This is a genomic window from Pseudomonas sp. H1_F01 (assembly GCF_054681425.1).
In genome coordinates this window covers 3,339,658-3,359,228 of record NZ_CP162823.1, presented here as the reverse complement: position 1 = coordinate 3,359,228, position 19,571 = coordinate 3,339,658, and the positions used below count along the sequence as shown (strand labels likewise).

At 63.3% G+C, this 19,571-nt stretch carries 16 protein-coding genes; 6 read left to right on the top strand and 10 right to left on the bottom strand.

Annotated elements, in window-relative coordinates; translation table 11 throughout:
• Window positions 1-24: 24 nt before the first annotated feature.
• Window positions 25-972 (top strand): class I SAM-dependent methyltransferase, encoded by a 948-nt coding sequence (locus AB4O09_RS15365; protein WP_003202087.1) that lies wholly within the window; start codon window positions 25-27, stop codon window positions 970-972.
• A 134-nt stretch (window positions 973-1,106) separates the two neighbouring features.
• Here AB4O09_RS15365 and AB4O09_RS15360 read toward each other — a convergent pair whose 3' ends face one another.
• Together AB4O09_RS15360 and AB4O09_RS15355 are read right to left on the bottom strand one after the other, a co-directional pair.
• Complete coding sequence (locus AB4O09_RS15360) at window positions 1,107-6,209, bottom strand: dermonecrotic toxin domain-containing protein (RefSeq protein ID WP_460107161.1); 5,103 nt, start codon at window positions 6,207-6,209, stop codon at window positions 1,107-1,109.
• Window positions 6,210-6,341: 132 nt separating this feature from the next.
• Window positions 6,342-7,292 (bottom strand): LysR family transcriptional regulator, encoded by a 951-nt coding sequence (locus AB4O09_RS15355; protein ID WP_003202090.1) that lies wholly within the window; start codon window positions 7,290-7,292, stop codon window positions 6,342-6,344.
• 123 nt (window positions 7,293-7,415) lie between these two features.
• Here AB4O09_RS15355 and AB4O09_RS15350 point away from each other — a divergent pair, with 123 nt between their 5' ends.
• From AB4O09_RS15350 to aldA, 4 genes are read left to right on the top strand one after another with little or no spacing between them, the layout of a single operon-like run.
• Complete coding sequence (locus AB4O09_RS15350; protein WP_013693421.1) at window positions 7,416-8,711, top strand: MFS transporter; 1,296 nt, start codon at window positions 7,416-7,418, stop codon at window positions 8,709-8,711.
• A gap of 17 nt (window positions 8,712-8,728) precedes the next feature.
• On the top strand, window positions 8,729-9,928 hold the full coding sequence (rhmD, locus tag AB4O09_RS15345) for an L-rhamnonate dehydratase (RefSeq protein WP_038859396.1): 1,200 nt from the start codon (window positions 8,729-8,731) through the stop codon (window positions 9,926-9,928).
• Window positions 9,925-10,725, top strand: coding sequence for an aldolase/citrate lyase family protein (locus AB4O09_RS15340; protein WP_003202095.1), 801 nt, complete (start codon window positions 9,925-9,927; stop codon window positions 10,723-10,725). Before rhmD ends, AB4O09_RS15340 begins: the two co-directional genes overlap by 4 nt.
• An 11-nt stretch (window positions 10,726-10,736) precedes the next feature.
• Entirely contained in the window at window positions 10,737-12,170 is a 1,434-nt protein-coding gene (aldA, locus tag AB4O09_RS15335) for an aldehyde dehydrogenase (RefSeq protein ID WP_013693422.1), read from the top strand.
• A 58-nt stretch (window positions 12,171-12,228) separates the two neighbouring features.
• On the opposite strand, the gene AB4O09_RS15330 is transcribed toward aldA, so the two are convergent.
• The 8 genes from AB4O09_RS15330 to AB4O09_RS15295 all read right to left on the bottom strand — a co-directional run bounded on the left by AB4O09_RS15330 (window position 12,229) and on the right by AB4O09_RS15295 (window position 18,471).
• Entirely contained in the window at window positions 12,229-12,831 is a 603-nt protein-coding gene (locus AB4O09_RS15330) for a LysE family translocator (RefSeq protein ID WP_003202101.1), read from the bottom strand.
• A gap of 54 nt (window positions 12,832-12,885) precedes the next feature.
• A complete protein-coding gene (locus AB4O09_RS15325; protein WP_003202102.1) occupies window positions 12,886-13,722 on the bottom strand; it encodes an AraC family transcriptional regulator in 837 nt (278 codons plus the stop codon).
• A gap of 182 nt (window positions 13,723-13,904) precedes the next feature.
• Entirely contained in the window at window positions 13,905-14,330 is a 426-nt protein-coding gene (locus tag AB4O09_RS15320) for a GlcG/HbpS family heme-binding protein (RefSeq protein WP_003202104.1), read from the bottom strand.
• 57 nt (window positions 14,331-14,387) lie between these two features.
• Entirely contained in the window at window positions 14,388-15,170 is a 783-nt protein-coding gene (locus AB4O09_RS15315) for an ABC transporter substrate-binding protein (protein ID WP_003202106.1), read from the bottom strand.
• 144 nt (window positions 15,171-15,314) lie between these two features.
• On the bottom strand, window positions 15,315-15,665 hold the full coding sequence (locus AB4O09_RS15310; RefSeq protein WP_003202108.1) for a RidA family protein: 351 nt from the start codon (window positions 15,663-15,665) through the stop codon (window positions 15,315-15,317).
• On the bottom strand, window positions 15,662-17,035 hold the full coding sequence (locus tag AB4O09_RS15305) for an FAD/NAD(P)-dependent oxidoreductase (RefSeq protein ID WP_027913107.1): 1,374 nt from the start codon (window positions 17,033-17,035) through the stop codon (window positions 15,662-15,664). Before AB4O09_RS15305 ends, AB4O09_RS15310 begins: the two co-directional genes overlap by 4 nt.
• On the bottom strand, window positions 17,028-17,357 hold the full coding sequence (locus AB4O09_RS15300; RefSeq protein WP_003202113.1) for a (2Fe-2S)-binding protein: 330 nt from the start codon (window positions 17,355-17,357) through the stop codon (window positions 17,028-17,030). Before AB4O09_RS15300 ends, AB4O09_RS15305 begins: the two co-directional genes overlap by 8 nt.
• Complete coding sequence (locus AB4O09_RS15295) at window positions 17,347-18,471, bottom strand: NAD(P)/FAD-dependent oxidoreductase (RefSeq protein WP_013693424.1); 1,125 nt, start codon at window positions 18,469-18,471, stop codon at window positions 17,347-17,349. Before AB4O09_RS15295 ends, AB4O09_RS15300 begins: the two co-directional genes overlap by 11 nt.
• 157 nt (window positions 18,472-18,628) lie before the next feature.
• On the opposite strand from AB4O09_RS15295, the gene AB4O09_RS15290 reads away from it, so the two are divergent.
• Complete coding sequence (locus AB4O09_RS15290) at window positions 18,629-19,534, top strand: LysR substrate-binding domain-containing protein (protein ID WP_003202118.1); 906 nt, start codon at window positions 18,629-18,631, stop codon at window positions 19,532-19,534.
• Window positions 19,535-19,571: the final 37 nt, after the last annotated feature.

Below are 19,571 nucleotides of genomic sequence, written 5' to 3'. Positions count from 1 at the left end.
TTTCAAATCCCTGGCGTTGCCTGAATGAATTGCGTAGCCCTTCAAACCCTTCACGCCCATTTGCTGACAGCCCTGGAGTCGGCGCCAGAAGAAACCCGGCGCCTGTTCCATGGCCGCGGTCGCTGCTGGCCGGGCCTGGAGCAAATCACTGTCGACTGGTTGCAAGGGTTGGTGCTGGTCTCGCTGTTCAAGGAGCCGGAACCCACGCACCTGGACGATTTGATCGCGACACTGCTGGCGCTCACTGCGTCGCCGGCCTGGCAACACAGCAAGGCCCATACGCTGGCGGTACAGCACCGCTACCTGCCGCAAAGCCTCACCCAATGGCTGGTGGGCGAGCCCATTGACGAATGGACCCTGACCGAAGGTGGCCTGCGTTACCGGATCGACCTGGGCAAGAAGCAGAACAACGGCCTGTTCCTCGACATGCGCTATGGCCGCGACTGGGTCCGGGCCAACGCCGAGGGCAAACGGGTACTGAACCTGTTCGCCTACACCTGTGGCTTCTCGGTGGCGGCAATCGCCGGCGGCGCCCGGCATGTGGTCAATCTGGACATGTCCCGTGCGGCCCTGAGCCGAGGTCGCGACAACCATCGACTGAACGGCCACGACCTGAGCCAGGTGAGTTTCCTCGGCCACGACTTGTTCAAGTCCTGGGGCAAGGTGATCAACAGTGGCCCGTACGACCTGGTGATCATCGATCCGCCGACCTTCCAGAAAGGCAGCTTCCTGCTGACCAAGGACTATCAACGGGTATTGCGCCGCCTGCCGGAACTGCTGACGGCCCACGGCACAGTCCTGGCCTGCAGCAACGACCCGGCCACCGGCGCGGATTTCCTCATCGACGGCGTTACCCAGCAAGCGCCGGGGCTGGTCTTCGAGAAACGCCTGGAAAATCCGCCGGAATTTCCCGACATCGATCTGGAGTGTGGCCTCAAGGCCCTGGTCTTCAAGACGACGCCTGGCCACTGACCTGCGACGCCACCAGGCCCACAGCACCTGTGTAGGAGCTGTGTAGGAGCTGTCGAGTGAAACGAGGCTGCGATCTTTCCCCAGACACCTGAGTCCCAAGCGAAAGATCAAAAGATCACAGCCTCCGGCAGCTCCTACAACGTTCCCGACGTCCACCAGGCGCTGACCAGCTCAGTCGTTATCCGACGCACCAGCGCCTCGACCTCCCGGCTCTTGAGCGAGCGATAGATCGCCATGGTACGTCGCAACTGATCTTCGGTGAGCGTCACCGGCTGGCCCGCAGTCCAATTCACATCCGCGACGGCCTCGAGTCCTGTGCGGCGCCAGACAGTACGGTCGCCCTGCGTGAAGGACTCCAGTGGGCTGGGCAGGTCGGCATCCGGTCGCGCCAGGTTATCCAGCAGCACCCGGGGCCAACGGGATGGATTCACTGGTTCACTGAACGCATCCACCAAATCGTCATCGACCGTTTCCCAGACCGCCAACCCTTCGGACCAGTCGCGAGACATCAACCCCAGGTAGGGACGCCAGGTCATTTCTCCGGTACGGGGGGATTGATCATTGTTGTTGAAAGTGTCCTGCGCGTCGCAGAGCCAGTCGATGAACGCCGCCCGCGTCATATGCGCCTGGCGCTGCTCGATGTTCGGATAACGCTCCGCCAGCATGTGGTTCCAAAAGGCGTAGTGCTCGATAAGGAAGCCTCCAAAAGGTACACCCTGCCGTTCGAGGCGAGCACGCTGGAGTGCTTCGAACATCGTGAAATGCAGTTCCAGCTCAGCAAGGTCTGGCTGTTGCCGGTCCAGACTGCGCGCTTGCAGCCGCACGCGCAGTTGCCCCAGTTGCTGATCGAAATCCGCGATCAAGTCCGGCAAGGGCGCATGAGCGTTCTGGTAGCCGATATAGTGCTGCAAAATAGCCGCCGCCCTCTGGCGATCGCCAAAGCTCAGCCCGAGAGACGAACGGGCATCGGCTTCCTGCATAGCGCCGGAGAACCAATCGATGAACCGTCGGTTTCCGGCGTTATCGCGGGCAACTTCCAAGGCCCGCTGAAGGCTGGGGGAGATATACAGCCAATCGTCGATGGTGTAGCGAAAAGCCTCGGGCACCATTGCGCGAAGGGCCTGGATTTGTGCGCTTGGCAACGGATTATCCTCCAGCCACAGCCCAACGGGATCTTCCCTCGGCCACTGGACCAGGGCAGGCAGCAGGTCATCCTGGATGTTGGCGATACGGTTTTCCCTGAGGTCGAGAATGAGCATGTCGGATGAAGGTCTCGATAACACCGTCAAAACCAGTGCCGGCACTCGATCAAGCCCGGTACTGGAAAGCTCCAGTTCCTGCAGGTTCACAAGCTCCGACAAATCCGGCAGGTCCCGGCAGTTGTTACCGCTCAGGCGCAGTTCCTCCAGGCCGACGGCCGTGCGCAGGAACGCACTGCCCTGCTGATCCAGGCGCAGACCACAGCGCGCCAGGTCCAATGTACGCAACCCGGGTAACGCGGTGATGGCCTGCAGCTCCTGGCGGGTGAAATGCAAGTTGTCAGCCCATACCAGCTCACGCAGGGAGATCAATCCGTCCAGGCGGTCGATAGCGGCGACCATGGCTGCACTGGCCCCCGCCTCCCCGCCGCTGCTGATTCCAGACAGGTGCAGCGTCCGTAAATGAAGCGCAGAACCGGCACCGAGCAGGGGCGCAAAGACATCCTCGTCCATCATGAGCGGATTGTTGCTCAGTGACAGCTCTATCAGCCCGGGCAGCTCGCCCGCGGCCATGGGCACCGCGGTGAGGTTGTTGCCTTGCAGGTGCAGCGTGTCCATGTTGGGGAACAGCCGCAGGAACGTCGAAGGGTCCTCGCTCAGGCCCATGTTCACCAGAAACAACTCTTCTATATGTTCAAAACTCGTGCTGATCGGCGGCAGACGACCGATGTTGTACCCCACCAGCCGCAATGCCAGCTCACTGCCCTCTTGACCTGGATCCGGTGCGCGTCGCCAGGCGCGGCGAATTTCCGCGGCTACGGCCCGGCGCAGCGAGAGCCGTGTCTCGGTGTCGAGGCTGTTCTCGGCCGGATGATGAGCGCCCTCATGGACCTCCCACTGACGCAGCTCATGATCCAGTGCGGTCCATTGGTTTTCCAGTTGGGCGACCAGGTTCTCCAGGCTCAGGCGCTGGCGACTGGCTTGTCTGGCCAGGGTCTCTTGAAGCCGCGCCAGTTCACTCCCGGCATAGCTTGGATAGAGTCGCTCAAGACGCGCTTCCAGGCTTCCACTCCAAACCTGCAAGGGAAGCCGTCCACGCCCGCTGAACGGATAACCCAAGCGCCCGTTCAGCCATTGCGGACGGGCGCCACGGGTGCCCAAGGGTTTTATCAGCAAATAGGGACGCAGGCCTGGCCGATCGTCAAGGGCTTGTGCGAGCAACCAGGTCCGCAGGGTGTCGCCCTGCCAGATGTTCAAGCCCAGCGCCCGGCGAGCGTCGTCCGGCAGCGCTCTGAGCAACGCCGCTTCCAGGTCCAGGGCATCGGCCAGTTCATGCCCCTCTTCGTCAAAGGAGCGGTACAGTTCGCCTTCCTGGCGGATGATTTTCAACGGCCCGGTTTCCCCCACCTCCAGCGGATTCGCAAGCTCGCGCAGAAACAGGCGCAGGCGCACCCGGCCTTGCAATTGGGGAGCGCTACCCACCAGCCCCATGATGATGCGATCCCGATCAACGCTGCTCTCACCGCGTTCCAGGGCACGCAAGGCACGGCTCAGGCGCAGCTCGCGCAGGGCTTCGGCGCATTGACTGCCCAAGCCTTCTCCCACCCGGCCCTCAGTCAGGCGCACGCGGTCCTGGCCGATGGCCTGGCTGGCAAGCTCGTTGGCCATGGATTGTGGCAAGCCCGGAAAAGCCCGGACCAGTGGGACGGCCAGGGGATCTAGCCCGATGGTACGGAGCATGGCGTCGATCACCCGCCGTGTATTGCGCTGCAGATGCCTGGCCCAGTGCCCGGCCAACAGCCGACTGCGCTCCACGGGCGGCAAGCCGAGACTGCCTTGGCCCAGCAGCGAGGTCTGTTCAGCCGTGCTCAGGCCAGCCAGGACACGCTCGGCCCACGCGTCGTGTTCCAGGTCCGCTTTGCGTAGATAGAGCGAGCGCGTGTCGGCCAGGTCACCAATGGGATGAAGGGCCACGCCGTCGTGGTAGCGCAACGTCAGGTCGCTTGGCCAACCCGGCAACTCCACAATCGTCTGGACGATGCGAAAGTGCCCGCTTTGCGGCGTTTCATTACGCAGCAACCGTTCAATGGTGTACCGCACCTGCTGCCAACACCTGACCTCGTCCAGGGTATTGGCGAGTATCGCCGGCATCGGCTGCCCCTCTACTTGCAAGTAGCGCAGATGCGCGTCGCTGATGCCGACCTGTCGCTGCATAACGAGGATCGTCCTGTCGTCCAGCTCGGCCGGCGTCTCGGCGAAGTTGCGCAACAGCTCCAGGCGGCCCCGTTGCAAGGGGTTGCGATGCGCCCATCGCCAGCCACGGGCACGACTCCACTCCAGGGGTGGGCGCACGCCTTTATGTCCCGCAGGCAGGCGCAGGTCCAAGGCATCGCCCGTGCCTTGGACTTGGAAGTAGCGGTCCTCGATTCGCACCCACGCCTCGTTTGGCGTGCGCCAGACACCCCAGGCGTCTTGCTCCGCTTCCACAGGTGGAAAGTGTCTCGCTTCAAAAGGCCTGACATCGCCATTCCACAGGCGCGTGGTGCCGTCACTCACGGGCATGGGTTCCACCGTCCCGCCGACGAACCCCAGGTAGGCACCTTGAGCAACGCCGAACAACACGTTGAAGATATGTTCGATGCCTTCCTGGGCGTGACCTTCGTTGAAGGCCTGGATACCTTCGAAGATTTCATACACCAGCCGCACGCCCCCGACCGCTGCCGCCGTCATGCCGAGGGGCGCGCAGAACGGGAAGAAGGTCGCCGCGAGCATGAGCGTGCGCTCGACAAGGCTTTCCCAATACGCGAAGCGAGCCTGCAGCGCCTGCCAGTCCTGGTCCCGGGTCGGGACCATCAGCGCCGCGGCGTTGGCCAAGGCATGGCCACGCCATTCGTGATAGCCGGCTGGCCAAGGTGGCTCACGCAAATCACTCAAGCCCCAGGCCACCTTGGGCATGGGTATCCGAATGCGGCTGCCGTCCTCGCCCCGTTCGCCTTCGCGCCACCCCGTGATACGGGCATGGATTTCCTGTAGCACATTTGGGTGAGTCTCCAGCCGCCACTCCACTTGATCATGCAGGGCCGTCCCCAGCCAGGCCTGCAAACGCAGCGGCAGGTAGCGCATCAGGCTTTCTCGATAGCTACGTCTACGTACCCGCTCGGTCAACTCCGCAGACATGGCCTGCAAACTGGTGAATTGCTTGAGCGGTGCCACCGCATCATGGGGCATGTGCAGGACGATCGGGCGCACACCTCTGGCGTCCCCTTGCACGCCCCAATACACCCGCGCACCGAACAGCGGCACGGACAGCAGATCCAGCGACTTGACCTCGCAGGCCAAAGGCGCAATGGACCGGGCTTGGAGTTGAATGCCGGCGTAGGCCAGCAGGCGCTCACCGGTTTCATCGAGGCGCCCGTCCAACTTTGCCTCGTAGGCGTCATGGGTGAGCAGGCTGCGTGCGTACGCCATGTAGGCGCTGGCAACGGCAGGCACCTCGGCGCCGATGCGCGGCAACCGCCGTTCAAGCACCGTGCGGTAGGCGCCACCGGCATCCATGCGCCGACACAGGCGGGCGAATTCAGCCGGGGTCGTGGGTAATAAGACGGTATCCGACGGCACGTTCCATGGGCGGAACTCTTGCGGTTTTCCCTGAATGAACAGCTGGCCCGTGTTGTCGAAATCGCTGCCGGTGACCGCCTCGGTGGGCGCGTAATTGCGCATGGCCGCTTCCACCACTGACAGCGAGGGCTCATAGCGGAAGGCGCCGCGCCTGACCCTTGCCCGGCGTATGGCATCGGCAGCACCGCCGGTGCCATTCACCGCTGGCCAGGCCTGTATTTCCGGCTGGGCTTGCAGCAAGTTGCGCGTGAAGGTCTCCGGCGCCGGCAGGTCGACAAGCAGTGCATTGAGCGCATCACTGTCACGCTGCAGTTGCTGGGCAAGGACCTTGAAACGCTCCTGGTCGGCCCGTGACGCGCGTTTCAGCCAGGTGGGCAACCTGGCCTGGATAAAATCGACATGGGTATCTTGAGTGGACATGATGGACCTCCTTCCTTGGGGTCGATTGAGCATTGGAGATGCTGAGGCACACTGAATTGATGTGCCTGCGATGCTCGCGAAAACAAGCGCTTTTTGAAACCGCCCAACCGTTGCAAGGGGTTGCGGTCCCAATCAGTCCCCCGCTCGCCCGTTTGCCTTGCTGCGCAGCAAATCGATGAACAGTCCCAACTCCCGGCTCACCGGTTCACCCTTGCGGCGCAGTAACCCGAACGGCGCCAGTTGCACATCGAGCGCCACCGGCAACGCCACCACCAGGCCCATCTTCAGGTAATCGCGCAAGGCGGTTTCCGAGAGCACCATGATCGCGTCGGTCAGTTGAATCAGTTGCTGCATGGAATACACCGAGCTGCACTCGATGATGTCCGCCGGCGTTGGCAGCGCCAGGCGTTGCAACGCCTGATCGAGGCCGATGCGCGCCGGGCTGGTTTCCGGTTGCAGGATCCACGGCCAGTCGCTGACCAGTTCGGCCAGCGCCAGTTTCTTGCGTCGCGCCAGGGGATGGCCGGCGTGGACCACTACCAGCAAACGTTCGTTGCCCAACTGTTCGAACTCGTAGTGCTCGCTGTCGGTGGCCGCGTTGCGTCGGGCGATGGCCAGGTCGATACGGCCCTGTTCCAACAACTGGATCACCTGGTCGCTGGTGTCGCCCATGATGCGGATCCGCAGTTGTGGGTTGAGGGCCTTGATGCGGGCGATGGAGTCCATCACCAGGTCCGGTGCGGCCCCCATGATGGTGCCGATCGACAGATAGCCGTAACCGCCCTGCTGACGCGCCAGCAGGTCTTCGGCGCAGCGGTCCAGGCCACTGAGCGCCAACTCGGCGAAGCGGATCAGTTCCTGGCCCAAGGCAGTCGGGCGCATGCCCCGGGGCAGGCGCTCGAACAGGTCGCAACCGAACATGTCCTCGATCTCGTGCAGCATCCGGGTCGCCGCCGGTTGCGACATGTTCAGGCTCTGGGAGGCGCGATGCAGGTTCTGGCTGGCACTCAGGGCCACCAGCATGTGCAGATGTTTATAGCGCAGGCGGTTGAACAGGCTGCGGGACAGCACGGGATGGGTCATCGAGGGCCTCTTTATCGATACCTTGAGGGTATCGCTTGTTAGCGAGATTCGATTTGTAACGCATCGTTAGCCGGCCGTACAGTCCAGCCCATAAGAACAAATACCTGCTAAAGGAACCCCGCGATGAAGACTCTTCCTGCGTCTGTGCTGGCCAAGATTTCCTGGCACCTGCTGCCCTTCCTGTTGCTGATGTACATCATGGCCTTTCTCGACCGCGCCAACGTCGGGTTCGCCAAGCAAGCCTTCCAGGCCGACACCGGTATCGGCGATGCAGCGTTCGCCTTTGGCGCCGGGGTGTTCTTTGCCGGCTACGCCTTGTTGGAGGTGCCGAGCAACCTGATCCTGCACCGCGTCGGTGCCCGGTTGTGGATGTGCCGGATCATGGTGACCTGGGGCCTGGTGTCGGCGGCCATGGTCTTTGCCCACAACGAAACGAGTTTCTACGTGCTGCGCTTCTTGCTGGGCGTGGCCGAAGCCGGGTTCTTTCCCGGTGTCATCCTCTACCTCACCTATTGGTTCCCCTCGGCGGCCCGGGGCAAGGCCATGGGCTTCTTCTACTTCGGCGCGCCGCTGGCGTTCATCTTCGGCAGCCCGCTGTCGGGCCTGTTGTTGGAGCTGGACGGTTTTGTCGGTGTCCACGGCTGGCAGTGGTTGTTCGCCGTTGAAGGCCTGATGGCTTCGGCTGTGGGCATCTGGGCCTATTGGTACCTGGACAACCGCCCCGCCGATGCTAAATGGTTGACGGTCGAAGAACGCCGGCAGGTCCAGGCGTTGCTCGATGCCGAGGACCAGCACAAACAATCCCACGGCCGCAGCCTGCTCAGCGTGCTGTGCCAGCCTTCTGTGTTGTACCTGTGCCTGATTTACCTGCTCATCCAGGCCAGCGTCTATGGCGTGGTGTTTTACCTGCCGACCCAGGTCGGCGGTCTGTTGGGCAGCAAGGTCGGGCTGATGGTGGGGCTGGTCACGGCAATTCCGTGGATCTGCGCCCTGTGCGCGGCCTACCTGATTCCCGGTTACAGCGACCGCACCGGCCAGCGCCGCCGTACCGCCGCGCTGACCCTGCTGATGGCGGCCGTCGGGATCGCCTGCTCGGTGAGTGTGTCCAGCCCATTGCTGGGAATCATCGCCCTGTGCTTCGCCGCTTCCGGCTTCATCGCCGTGCAGCCGGTGTTCTGGACCTTTCCGTCCAGCTACCTGGCCGGCAGCGCGGCAGCAGCGGGTATCGCGTTGATCAATTCCTTTGGCGCCCTCGGCGGCTTTATCGCCCCGGTGCTGAAGAATTGGGCCGAAGGCGCCTTCCACTCCCCCGCCGCGGGCCTCTACCTGCTCTCTGTTACCACCGTTATCGCCGCGTTGCTGGTGCTGGGTATCCACTCGCCCGGCCAACGTGCTTCGAAGACGCCCGCCACTGTTTAACTCAAGGAGCTGCATACATGGGTATTCCCACAATCAAACACGTTCGCGCCTTCGTGCTTCGAGGCGGCGGCGCCGATTATCACGATCAGGCCGATGGCCACTGGATCGACGATCACATCGCCACGCCCATGAGCAAGTACCCGGACTACCGCCAGAGCCGCCGCAGTTTCGGCATCAATGTGCTCGGTACCCTGGTGGTGGAAATCGAAGCCAGCGATGGCACCGTCGGGTTCGCCGTGACCACCGGTGGCGAGCCCGCGGCGTACATCGTTGAAAAGCACCTGGCACGATTCATCGAAGGCGCCCGGGTGACCGACATCGAGAAAATCTGGGACCAGATGTACCAGTCGACGCTCTACTACGGCCGCAAGGGCCTGGTGATCAACACGATTTCCGGCGTGGACCTGGCGCTCTGGGACTTGCTCGGCAAGATCCGCCAGGAGCCGGTGCATCAACTGCTCGGCGGCGCGGTGCGTGATGAATTGCAGTTCTATGCCACCGGCGCACGGCCGGACCTGGCGCAGAAAATGGGTTTCATCGGCGGCAAGATGCCTTTGCATCATGGCCCGGCCGAAGGCGAGGAAGGCCTGCGCAAGAATCTCGAAGCCCTGGCAACCATGCGCGAGCGGGTCGGCCCCGATTTCTGGCTGATGCTCGATTGCTGGATGAGCCTGGACCTCAACTACGCCACCCGGCTCGCGATCGGCGCCCACGAGCACGGTTTGAAGTGGATCGAAGAGGCGTTGCCGCCCGACGACTACTGGGGCTACGCCGCGCTGCGCAACAACGTGCCCAAGGGCATGCTGGTGACCACCGGTGAGCATGAGGCCACCCGTTGGGGCTTTCGCATGCTGCTGGAGATGGGTTGCTGCGACATCATCCAGCCGGACGTTGGCTGGTGTGGCGGCCTCACCGAACTGGTGAAGATCTCGGCCCTGGCCGACGCCCACAACGCGCTGGTGATTCCCCACGGCTCCTCGGTCTACAGCTATCACTTCGTCGCCACCCGGCATAACAGCCCATTCGCCGAATTCCTGATGATGGCGCCCAAGGCCGACGAAGTGGTGCCGATGTTCCATCCGCAACTGCTGGGCGAACCGGTGCCGGTGGAAGGCCGCATGCGCCTGTCGGTCCTTGACCAGCCTGGCTTCGGCGTGACGCTCAATCCGGATTGCCAGTTGCACCGACCTTATCACCGCGAAAGGAGCACGCCATGAACATGCCCCGCAACGCCTTCAAGGCCGCGCTCAGCTCAACACAAACCCAATACGGTATCTGGGCCGGTTTCGCCACCGGCTATGCCGCCGAGATCATCGCCGGCACCGGTTACGACTGGATGCTGATCGATGGCGAACACGCACCCAACACCGTACCCAGCGTACTCGGCCAGCTCCAGGCCGTGGCGCCCTATGCCACCGCGCCGGTGGTGCGGGCGGTGACTGGCGACGCCAACCTGATCAAGCAGTTGCTGGATGTCGGTGCCCAGACCCTGATGATTCCCATGGTCGAAACCGCCGAGCAGGCTCAGGCCCTGGTGCGTGCCATGCGTTATCCGCCCCATGGTATTCGTGGTGTGGGCGGCGGCCTGACCCGCGCCACTCGTTGGGACGGTGTGGCGAACTACCTCACCACCGCCCATGAAGAACTGTGCCTGATCGTCCAGGTGGAATCGCGCACGGGCGTGGAAAACGTCGAAGCGATCGCTGCCGTCGAGGGCGTGGACGCGGTGTTCATCGGCCCCGCCGACCTGTCCATCGGACTCGGCCATGCAGGCAACCCGGGACATCCCGAGGTACAGGAGCGCATCCGGCACGCGGTCGACGCCACCCTCGCAGCGGGCAAGGCCTGCGGCATCCTGGCGCCCAACGAAGCCGATGCGCGTCGCTATCAGGCTTGGGGCTGCCAGTTCATTGCGGTGGCCATCGACATCAGTCTGCTGCGCCAGAGCGCCCAGGCCACCCTCGCCCGCTATCGCGAACCTGCCACCGTCCAAGTGCCGTCGCGCACTTACTGAAGGAGCCTGTCATGTCATCCGTTCCTGTGTTCCAGAACTTCATCAACGGCCAGTTCACCCACAGCGAAGCGCACCTGGACGTGTACAACCCGGCCACCGGCGCATTGCTGTCCCGGGTCCCGGCCTCCACTTGCGCCGATGTCGATCAGGCCTTGGCTGGCGCCCGCGCTGCGCAGAAAGCCTGGTCGGCGAAACCGGCCATCGAGCGCGCCGGTTACCTGCGGCGCATCGCCAGCAAACTGCGGGAGAACGTTGCGCACCTGGCGCGCACCATCACCCTGGAACAAGGCAAGATCAGCGCCCTGGCCGAAGTGGAGGTGAACTTCACCGCCGACTACCTTGACTACATGGCCGAGTGGGCCCGGCGCATCGAAGGCGAAATCATCACCAGCGACCGGCCCGGGGAAAACATCTTCCTGTTCCGCAAGCCCTTGGGCGTGGTCGCGGGCATCCTGCCGTGGAACTTCCCGTTCTTTTTGATCGCCCGCAAGATGGCGCCGGCCCTGCTGACCGGCAACACCATCGTCATCAAGCCCAGCGAAGAAACCCCGAACAACTGCTTCGAATTCGCCCGGTTGGTGGCCGAAACCGACTTGCCTCCCGGCGTATTCAACGTGGTGTGTGGCGACGGCCAGGTGGGCGCGGCCCTGAGCGGCCACAAAGGCGTGGACATGATCAGCTTTACCGGCAGCGTTGATACCGGCTCGCGGATCATGACGGCGGCTGCGACGAACATTACCAAACTCAACCTGGAGCTGGGCGGCAAGGCCCCGGCCATTGTCTTGGCGGACGCTGACCTGGCGTTGGCGGTCAAGGCAATTCGCGACTCACGGATCATCAACACCGGTCAGGTCTGCAACTGTGCCGAGCGGGTCTACGTGGAGCGCAAGGTCGCCGATCAATTCATCGAACGCATCAGCGCGGCCATGTCCGCCACCCGTTACGGCGACCCGCTGGCCGAGCCCGATGTCGAGATGGGCCCCTTGATCAACCGCCAGGGCCTGGACAGCGTCGAGCGCAAAGTGCGGATCGCCCTGCAGCAAGGTGCCAGCCTGATCAGCGGAGGCCGCGTGGCAGACCGCCCCGACGGTTTCCACTTCGAACCCACCGTGCTCGCCGGTTGCAACGCCTCGATGGACATCATGCGCGAGGAAATCTTCGGTCCGGTACTGCCCATCCAGATCGTCGACGACCTGGACGAAGCGATCGCCCTGGCCAACGACTGCGACTATGGCCTGACCTCTTCGGTCTATACCCGGGACCTGGGACGCGCCATGCACGCCATTCGGGGCCTGGACTTTGGCGAGACCTACGTCAACCGCGAAAACTTCGAAGCCATGCAGGGGTTCCATGCCGGAGTGCGCAAGTCCGGGGTTGGCGGGGCCGATGGCAAGCATGGCTTGTATGAGTACACCCATACCCATGCGGTGTACTTGCAAAGCTGACCGGCGATTGCCCTTCAGGGGGAACTTCGCCCCCTGCGGGAGCCAGCGCCCTCGAGACTCAGACCACCAAGGTCAACCACGCCGATACCAGCAGCATCACCGCCATGACCCGATTGAACCGTCCCATCGCCACGGCGGAGCGGCAGAACCGTGCGGCGCCGCGGCCCAGGTAGGCCCAGGCGGTCATGCACGGGATCGAAATGGCGAAGAATGCCAGGGACAGCCAGAGAACCCGCACGGTGCGGTCGGCCTCCGCCCCCGCGAAGACGCTGACCACCGCCAACGCCATCATCCAGGTTTTCGGGTTCACCAACTGCAACCCGGCAGCCCCCGCCAAGCCCAGCCGCGGGCCTTCGACGGGACGGTCCGGGTCGATGGCCTGGGCCGGTGCGCTGAAAATCTGCCAGGCCATCCAACTCAACCAGGCGATGCCCGCCCATGAGAGCAGTGTCTGAATCGTGGCATGGCGCGCCAGCACGTCTCCCAACCCGGTGCCGACCAAAAGCACCAGCAAGGCCGCCGCCGCGCAGGCACCGAGGATGATCGGCACAGTGGTTGCCAGGCCGAAGCGCGAGCTATGGCTCAGCACCAGGATATTGGTCGGGCCCGGGGTGATGGAGGCGACAAACGCGAACAAGGCAAACGGCAGTAACTGGTCCATGGAGCAAGATCTCGGTGAATGATCGATGGCTTGATCATCCCCACGAAGCCGTGGTCAGTCTGGAACAATTGAGCAGCGCTTGCGGTAGTCCGCCGGGCTCAGGCGATAGGCGCGCTGGAACCAGCGGCCCAGGTGGCTTTGGTCGGCAAAACCGAGCATGGCCGCCACCGCCACGACGCTCTCGCCACCGGCCAGCAAGCGCCGGGCGCGGGCCAGGCGCAACTGGATCAGATAGGCATGGGGCGCCAGGCCGAAAGCCGCCTTGAACGCACGGGTCAGGCGGAAACGATCCACGCCGGTGACCTGCGCCAAGTCGTCCAGCCCGATGTCTTCGCTCAGGTGACTGTGCAGATAATCCCGGGCCTGCTGCGCCACCAATGGCAGCCGCGGATCCGGGTTGATCCGCGTCCGCCAGTGCAGGTGTTGGGTCAGGTTGGCCAACAGCGTATCGAGGGCCGTCTGGCGCACGATGCGGATCTCCTGCTCGTGCAGGCTCTGGAAGGCCATGGCCGTGGCACTCGCCAGCCGCGCATCGTCAGTCAGGGTCGCGGCAAACCCCAGTTGGGCGTTGTCCGGCGCCACGTCGAACAAGGAACGCAACTCGCGCTCCAGCCATTGAGGCTCCAGGTACAACGTGCGATAGGTAAACCCGTGGTCGTGAGGGGCGTTACCGTCATGCAGCTCGCCGGGCTCGAGCAGGAACACTTTGCCCGGCGTGCTGTTGTGCTGCTGGCGGCGGCAATGAAACTGCTGCACGCCCTGCTCGGTCACGCCCACCAGATAGGTGTCATGCCAGTGGGGATCATAGGCATGCCCCTCGAAATGCGCGCGCACGGTCTCGATACCGGACGTGGCGTCCTGCTTGAGATCGATCCAGTTGCGCGCTGTCATGCCCTATCCCGCTTGGTGAATGTGCTCTTGGCAGATTAACTGCTGATGAGGAGCGTGTCTGGAAGATTTGTGCACACCTTGTGGAGTTTGGGTCTGCTCGCGATGGCGTTCGGTATGTAGATGCATCTGTGACTGATCCACCGCTATCGCGAGCGAGCTCGCTCCCACAGGTTTAAGCCGCCTCAGGCATCCGGAGTGATCGCTGGCAACACCGTCTCCACCGCCAAACGAGCCAATTCAGCATCCTGCTCAGCCTTGACCCCAGACACCCCGATGGCACCAATGCACTGGCCGTCATGACGGATGGTCACCCCTCCTTCAAGCATGCCCTGCAGGTGCGGAGCGCTGAGAAACGCGTAACGACCACCATTGATCATGTCTTCGAAAACCTTGCTATCACGCCGCCCCATGGCGGCCGTGCGGGCTTTTTCGGTAGCGATGTAGGCCGACAACGGCGAGGCATCGTCCAGGCGCAGCAGCCCCAGGGGATGACCACCGTCGTCCACCACACAGACCGACACTGCCCATTGACGCTGGTGAGCCAGCTCCTTGGCCGCCACCAGCAATTGCGCAACGTCCTGCTCAGTGAGTACCGCTTTGGTCTTCATGAATCACTCCGTGTTGTACAACAGCAAGCCCGCGAGACAAAACCCACGGGCCGAGGATTATTCGCCGTAGATATCGAAGTCAAAGTACTTCTGGCGAATCCGGTCGTAAGTGCCGTTGGCGCGAATGGTCGCCAGCGCCTGATTGAAGCGGCTCGCCAGCGTATCGTTCTTGCGTACCGCAATGCCGATGCCCGTGCCGAAGTATTGTTCCTCGGTGAAATTGGGACCGACAAACTCGAAATCCTTGCCCTCTGGACGCTTGAGCAGGCTCTCGTCGATCACTACCGAACTGGCCATGGTCGCGTCCAGGCGCCCGCCCAGCAGGTCGAGGAATATTTCGTTTTGCGAACCATAGCGCACTACCTCGGCGCCCGCCGGGGCAAAGCGATCAGTGACATAGCGATCGAAGTTGGTCGCCCGCTGCACCCCGATCCGCTTTCCTTTGAGTTGTGCCGGAATATCGTTGATGCCACTGCCCTTGCGAAACACCAGGCGCGCCGGGATGCGGTAGTAGCGATCGGTGAAGTCCACCGACTTCAACCGCTCGGGGGTGATGGACATGGAGGAAATCACCGCGTCGACCTTCTTCACCTTGAGCGCTGGAATCAAACCGTCGAATTCCTGTTCCTGCCAGACACAACGGACCTTCATCTCGGCGCAAAGTGCCTGGCCGATGTCGTAGTCGAAACCGACGATGGCGTTGTCCGGGGTTTTCGAGGCAAAAGGCGGATAAGCCGCCTCAATGCCGATGCGCAACGATGACTCGGCGGCTTGCAGGCTCGTACCGAAAGCCAGCAGCGAGACGAGGCCCAGTTTCAAGGCGATGCGTTTAACGTTCATTCATTTGCTCCAGATGCGATGTTATTGATTTCGGACGCTCCACAGAAGTCGTCCGTTATGGCAGCAGCAATGTGAACAAGCCCGAGCGGTTACTCTGGTGGTCGCCTGCCCGGTGACAGCACAACGGTGATCCGGCCGACGGCCTCAGACCGCCGCCGTGACAATCAGCTCCAGCAAAATTTCCGGGTCGTCGAATGCCACCTGGGCCGTGGCCCGCGCTGGCGTCTGCGAGACATCGACCCACTCGCTCCACAGCGCGTTCATCGCGGCGAAATCCCGGCCCATGTCCTTCATCCAGATCTGCACACTGAGCAGCCTGTGCTTGTCGCTGCCAGACGCGGCCAGCAGCTCATCGATCCGCTGCAGCACCTGACGGGTCTGGCCCTGGATGTCCTGACTGCAATCGGTGGCCACGACGCCGCTGAGCCAGGCCACGCCGTTGTGCACGACACTGCGGCTCAGGCGTGGGTTGCTTTCGATGCGTTGAATACTCATGAAGGTTCCTCGACGGAAAGACGCTCGCCGGCCAATTGAGCGAGCGTGATGGGTTTGAGGGGCGAACGGATGCGGTAATAGCCCACCTCGGCTGGTGGCACGTGGCGGCGTTCGGCGATGATTTCAGTGACGCTCAGACCGCATTGGCGCCCCTGGCACGGGCCCATGCCGCAACGGCCGAAGGCCTTGGTCTGGTTGGGACCCAGGCAACCCAGGTCGACGTAACGGCGAATGTCGCCAGCACTGACCTCTTCGCAGCGGCACACCGTGACGTCATCAGCAGGGATGCGATTCTGGGACCGGGGGCGATACAGGGTGTCGAGCAGAGGCCGTGCGGCGCGGGCGCGGCGTAACAGCCGCTGCAGAGCGCGCGCGTGCGCCGGCTGGCCGGCGATTGCCAACGCGACCAGGCGCCCCTCCAATTGCGCCACCTGGGCCCCGCCGATGGCGCCACCGTCACCGGCGATAAAAATGCCCGGCACGCTGCTTTCACCCCATTGATTGCGGCGCGTAATCCAGCACAGTTGCTGTTCATTCCAGTCATGCTCCAGACGCAACGACCAACTGACCTGGGTGTTCGGCACCACGCCTTGATGCAACAGAATCAAATCGGCGCGAATGCGCTGCGAGCGGCCTTGACTGTCGAAGCTCAAGGCGCAGGCCCGATCCGTGCCGTCAACCTGCAGGTTGCAAGCACCGCGAAAATGCTGGACGCCGGCACGCTTGAGCTCCGTCAGCAGCCCCAGTCCTTTGAGCAGGTCGCGCCAGCCGCGCAGCGCACTGGGCACTTGCCGCCAGGCCCGCAGCAGATCGCTTCGATGGCTGGTATCCACCAGGGCTTCAAGCGCGATCCCGGCGCGCAGGTATTGCACCGCCAGCAAGTAGAGCAATGGACCACACCCGGCCAGCACCACTGGAGTGGCCGGCACCATGGCAGCGCTCTTGAGCAGGATCTGCCCGGCCCCGGCGGTCATGACGCCCGGCAAGGTCCAGCCGGGAATCGGCATCGGCCGTTCGAAGGCCCCCGTGGCAATCAACAGATGGCGCCCTTGCAAGACTTCGGCACGCCCCTCGAACAGGTAGTGCACCTGACGCTGCGGCGTCACCTGCCAGATGGCTGCGTTGGGCAGATAGCGGGCACCGCATTGCAAAAAGTCGGCGGCCAATTTCGCCCCGGCCACGTAGTCGTCACCCAACACGGCGCGTCGGCGCGCGTCAGCCTGGAGCACCTGGCGATAAATCTGCCCACCCGGGCTGGCCTGTTCATCCAGCACGACGACCGACAGGCCGTGGGCCCTGGCTTCGAGCGCAGCGCTCATTCCCGCCGGACCCGCGCCGATGATGATCAGGTCGATGACTGCATTACTCATCGCCGCCCTCCTGCCACGGTGCCAGGCAAGCGGCTCCGCGTTGGCGACGCACGCGCATGCCGGAGCGCACCGGCACCAGGCAAGCCTGGGCATTGGCTTGTCCGTCCACCTCGACCAGGCATTCGAAGCACGCGCCCATCATGCAATAAGGGGCACCGGGGCGACCGTTGATCGCGCTTTCGCGGGTGTGGCGAATGCCACAGGCCAACAGCGCCGCCGCCAGGGATACCTCGGCAGGTACCGTGAGCAGTCTGCCTTCGAATTCGATATGCACGGTGTGATCTTCCGAAGCCAGTGGCCGGAACAGACTGTCAGCCGACATGGCGCACCTCTGTTTGCAGGTTGAAACGGTGCAGCCCGAATGGCTTCACCGCCGGGTCATCGAATTCGCCGGCGATCCAGGGCGCCAGGCGCAAGGCGTGGGCGGCGGCCAGCGTCACGCCACTGTGGCAGCTGACAATCGACAGCCCCGGGCAGCCCTGGGGCATTTCGTAGATCGGAAAGCCATCGGCGCTCATCACCCGCAACGCCCCCCAGGCCCGCACCAGTCGTACCTGGCCCAACCGCGGAAAACACTGCACCGCGCGCCGGGCAATAGCCGCCATGACCTGGCTGCCGGTGCCGTCATCGAAGCCCGTCGACTCGTGGGAATCACCCAGTTGCAGCGTGCCCTCGTCGGTCTGGCGGACATACGTAGTGGGGTACTGCAGAAATGGCTCAAGCCGCTCGGTGACCAGAATCTGCCCACGGTTCGGCTGCACCGGCACGTCCAACCCTACCCTGGCCCCCAGCGTCCGATTGCCGAGGCCAGCGGCCAGGACCACCTGGCGGGCAGCCCAGCGCTGCTCTCCTGCCCGCAGTTCGAAGCCCTTGGTGCCCGTGTCGATAGCCTCGACGTGATGACCGTTGATGAGCTTGACCCCGCGAGCCTGGCAGGCGGCGTAGAGCGAGCGCAGCAGCTTGAGCGGGTTGACGTGGCCGTCCATGGGCGAAAAACAGCCGCCCACTACATCAGGCCCAATGCCGGGCAAGCGGGCGCGCAGTTGCGTGGCGTCCAGCAGTTCAAAGGGGTAGTCGCCAGCAAAGGCGTCACGCAGCCAACCCAGCCGATGACTTTCCTCGGCCATTTCCACGTCGCTCAGGCACAACTGGAAGCCACCCTGTTGGCGCAGGTGGACGTCGATGCCGGTATCGGCTTGCAACGCCGCAGCGAATCGAGGCCAGAGCGCCACCGATTCCCGCGTCCATTGCGCATAAGGGCTCATCCGGTAGCCCTTGCCCTGGACCCAAAGCAACCCAAAGTTGCCCCGGGCAGCGCGGATGGCGTCGTCGCCTTCGTCGAGCACGCTCACCTGGCGCCCGAGCAAGGCCAGCCCAAAGGCGATGGACATCCCCACCAGGCCACCTCCTACGACAATGACATCAGTTTTCTGCATGGCTTTCTTATCGCTGTTTTAGGCGCTTCTCATTCAATCAAGAGCCGGCCCATGGCTGGATTAAGTGGTTGCGCTCGATCCTAGGGCCATGACAACGCCTTGAAAAATGCTTTATTTTGGCAACCTCATGTCTTTTTGTTATGGATTGGATTGGCCTATGAACCTGCGTCAGTTGGAAGCCTTTCGCGCCGTGATCCTGGGCCAGACCGTGACCCGAGCCGCCGAAATGCTGCACATCTCGCAGCCGGCGGCGACCCGGCTGATCGCCAGCCTGGAAGAGGACATCGGCTTCAGCCTGTTCGACCGGGTCAAAGGGCGACTGCAACCCACTGCCGAGGCCATGACCCTGTATCAGGAAGTGCAGCGTTCGTTGTTGGGCGTGGAGCGCATTGCGCGTACCGCCCAGGACATCCGCACGCTCAAGCGCGGTTCACTGCACATTGCCTGCGCACCGGCCATGGGTTTGTCGTTCGTGCCCCGGGCAATTGCCGCGTTCATGGCCGAACACGATCAAGTGCAGATATCGCTGGTGGTGCATTCGTCCCGGGAAGTCGTGGACCTGGTGGTGGGCCAGCGCTGCGACCTGGGCCTGATCGTGCTGCCCAATACGTACCCCAGCCCTCGCGCGGAAAAATTGCTGGCCACGCGCATGCTCTGCGCCCTGCCCGCCGGCCATCGCTTGCAGAACCAGGCGACGATCCGCCCGGAAGACTTGCAGGGCGAACCGTTCATTTCCTACCCGCAGTCGATTGCCTCGCGCCAGCACATCGATGCGATCTTCGCCGCCCATGGTGTGGACCGCGAACTACGCCTGGAAACCCAACTCTCGCTGCCCATGTGCGCGTTTGTCGAACAGGGCCTGGGCGTGGCGCTGGTGGATGCCATCAGTGCCGTCGAGTACCGCGGCCAGGGCATCGTCTTCCGGGCCTTCGAACCGGCGATAGAAATGGATTTCAGCATGCTCCTGCCCATCCAAGGGCCGGTTTCCAGGCTGCACGCCAGCTTTCTGGAGCACATGCAGCGGTTCATCGAAGCACAGGTGCCGGCGGCCTATCGGTTCTGATGTGACCGCCAATCGCCCACCAATGGATCCACTGATC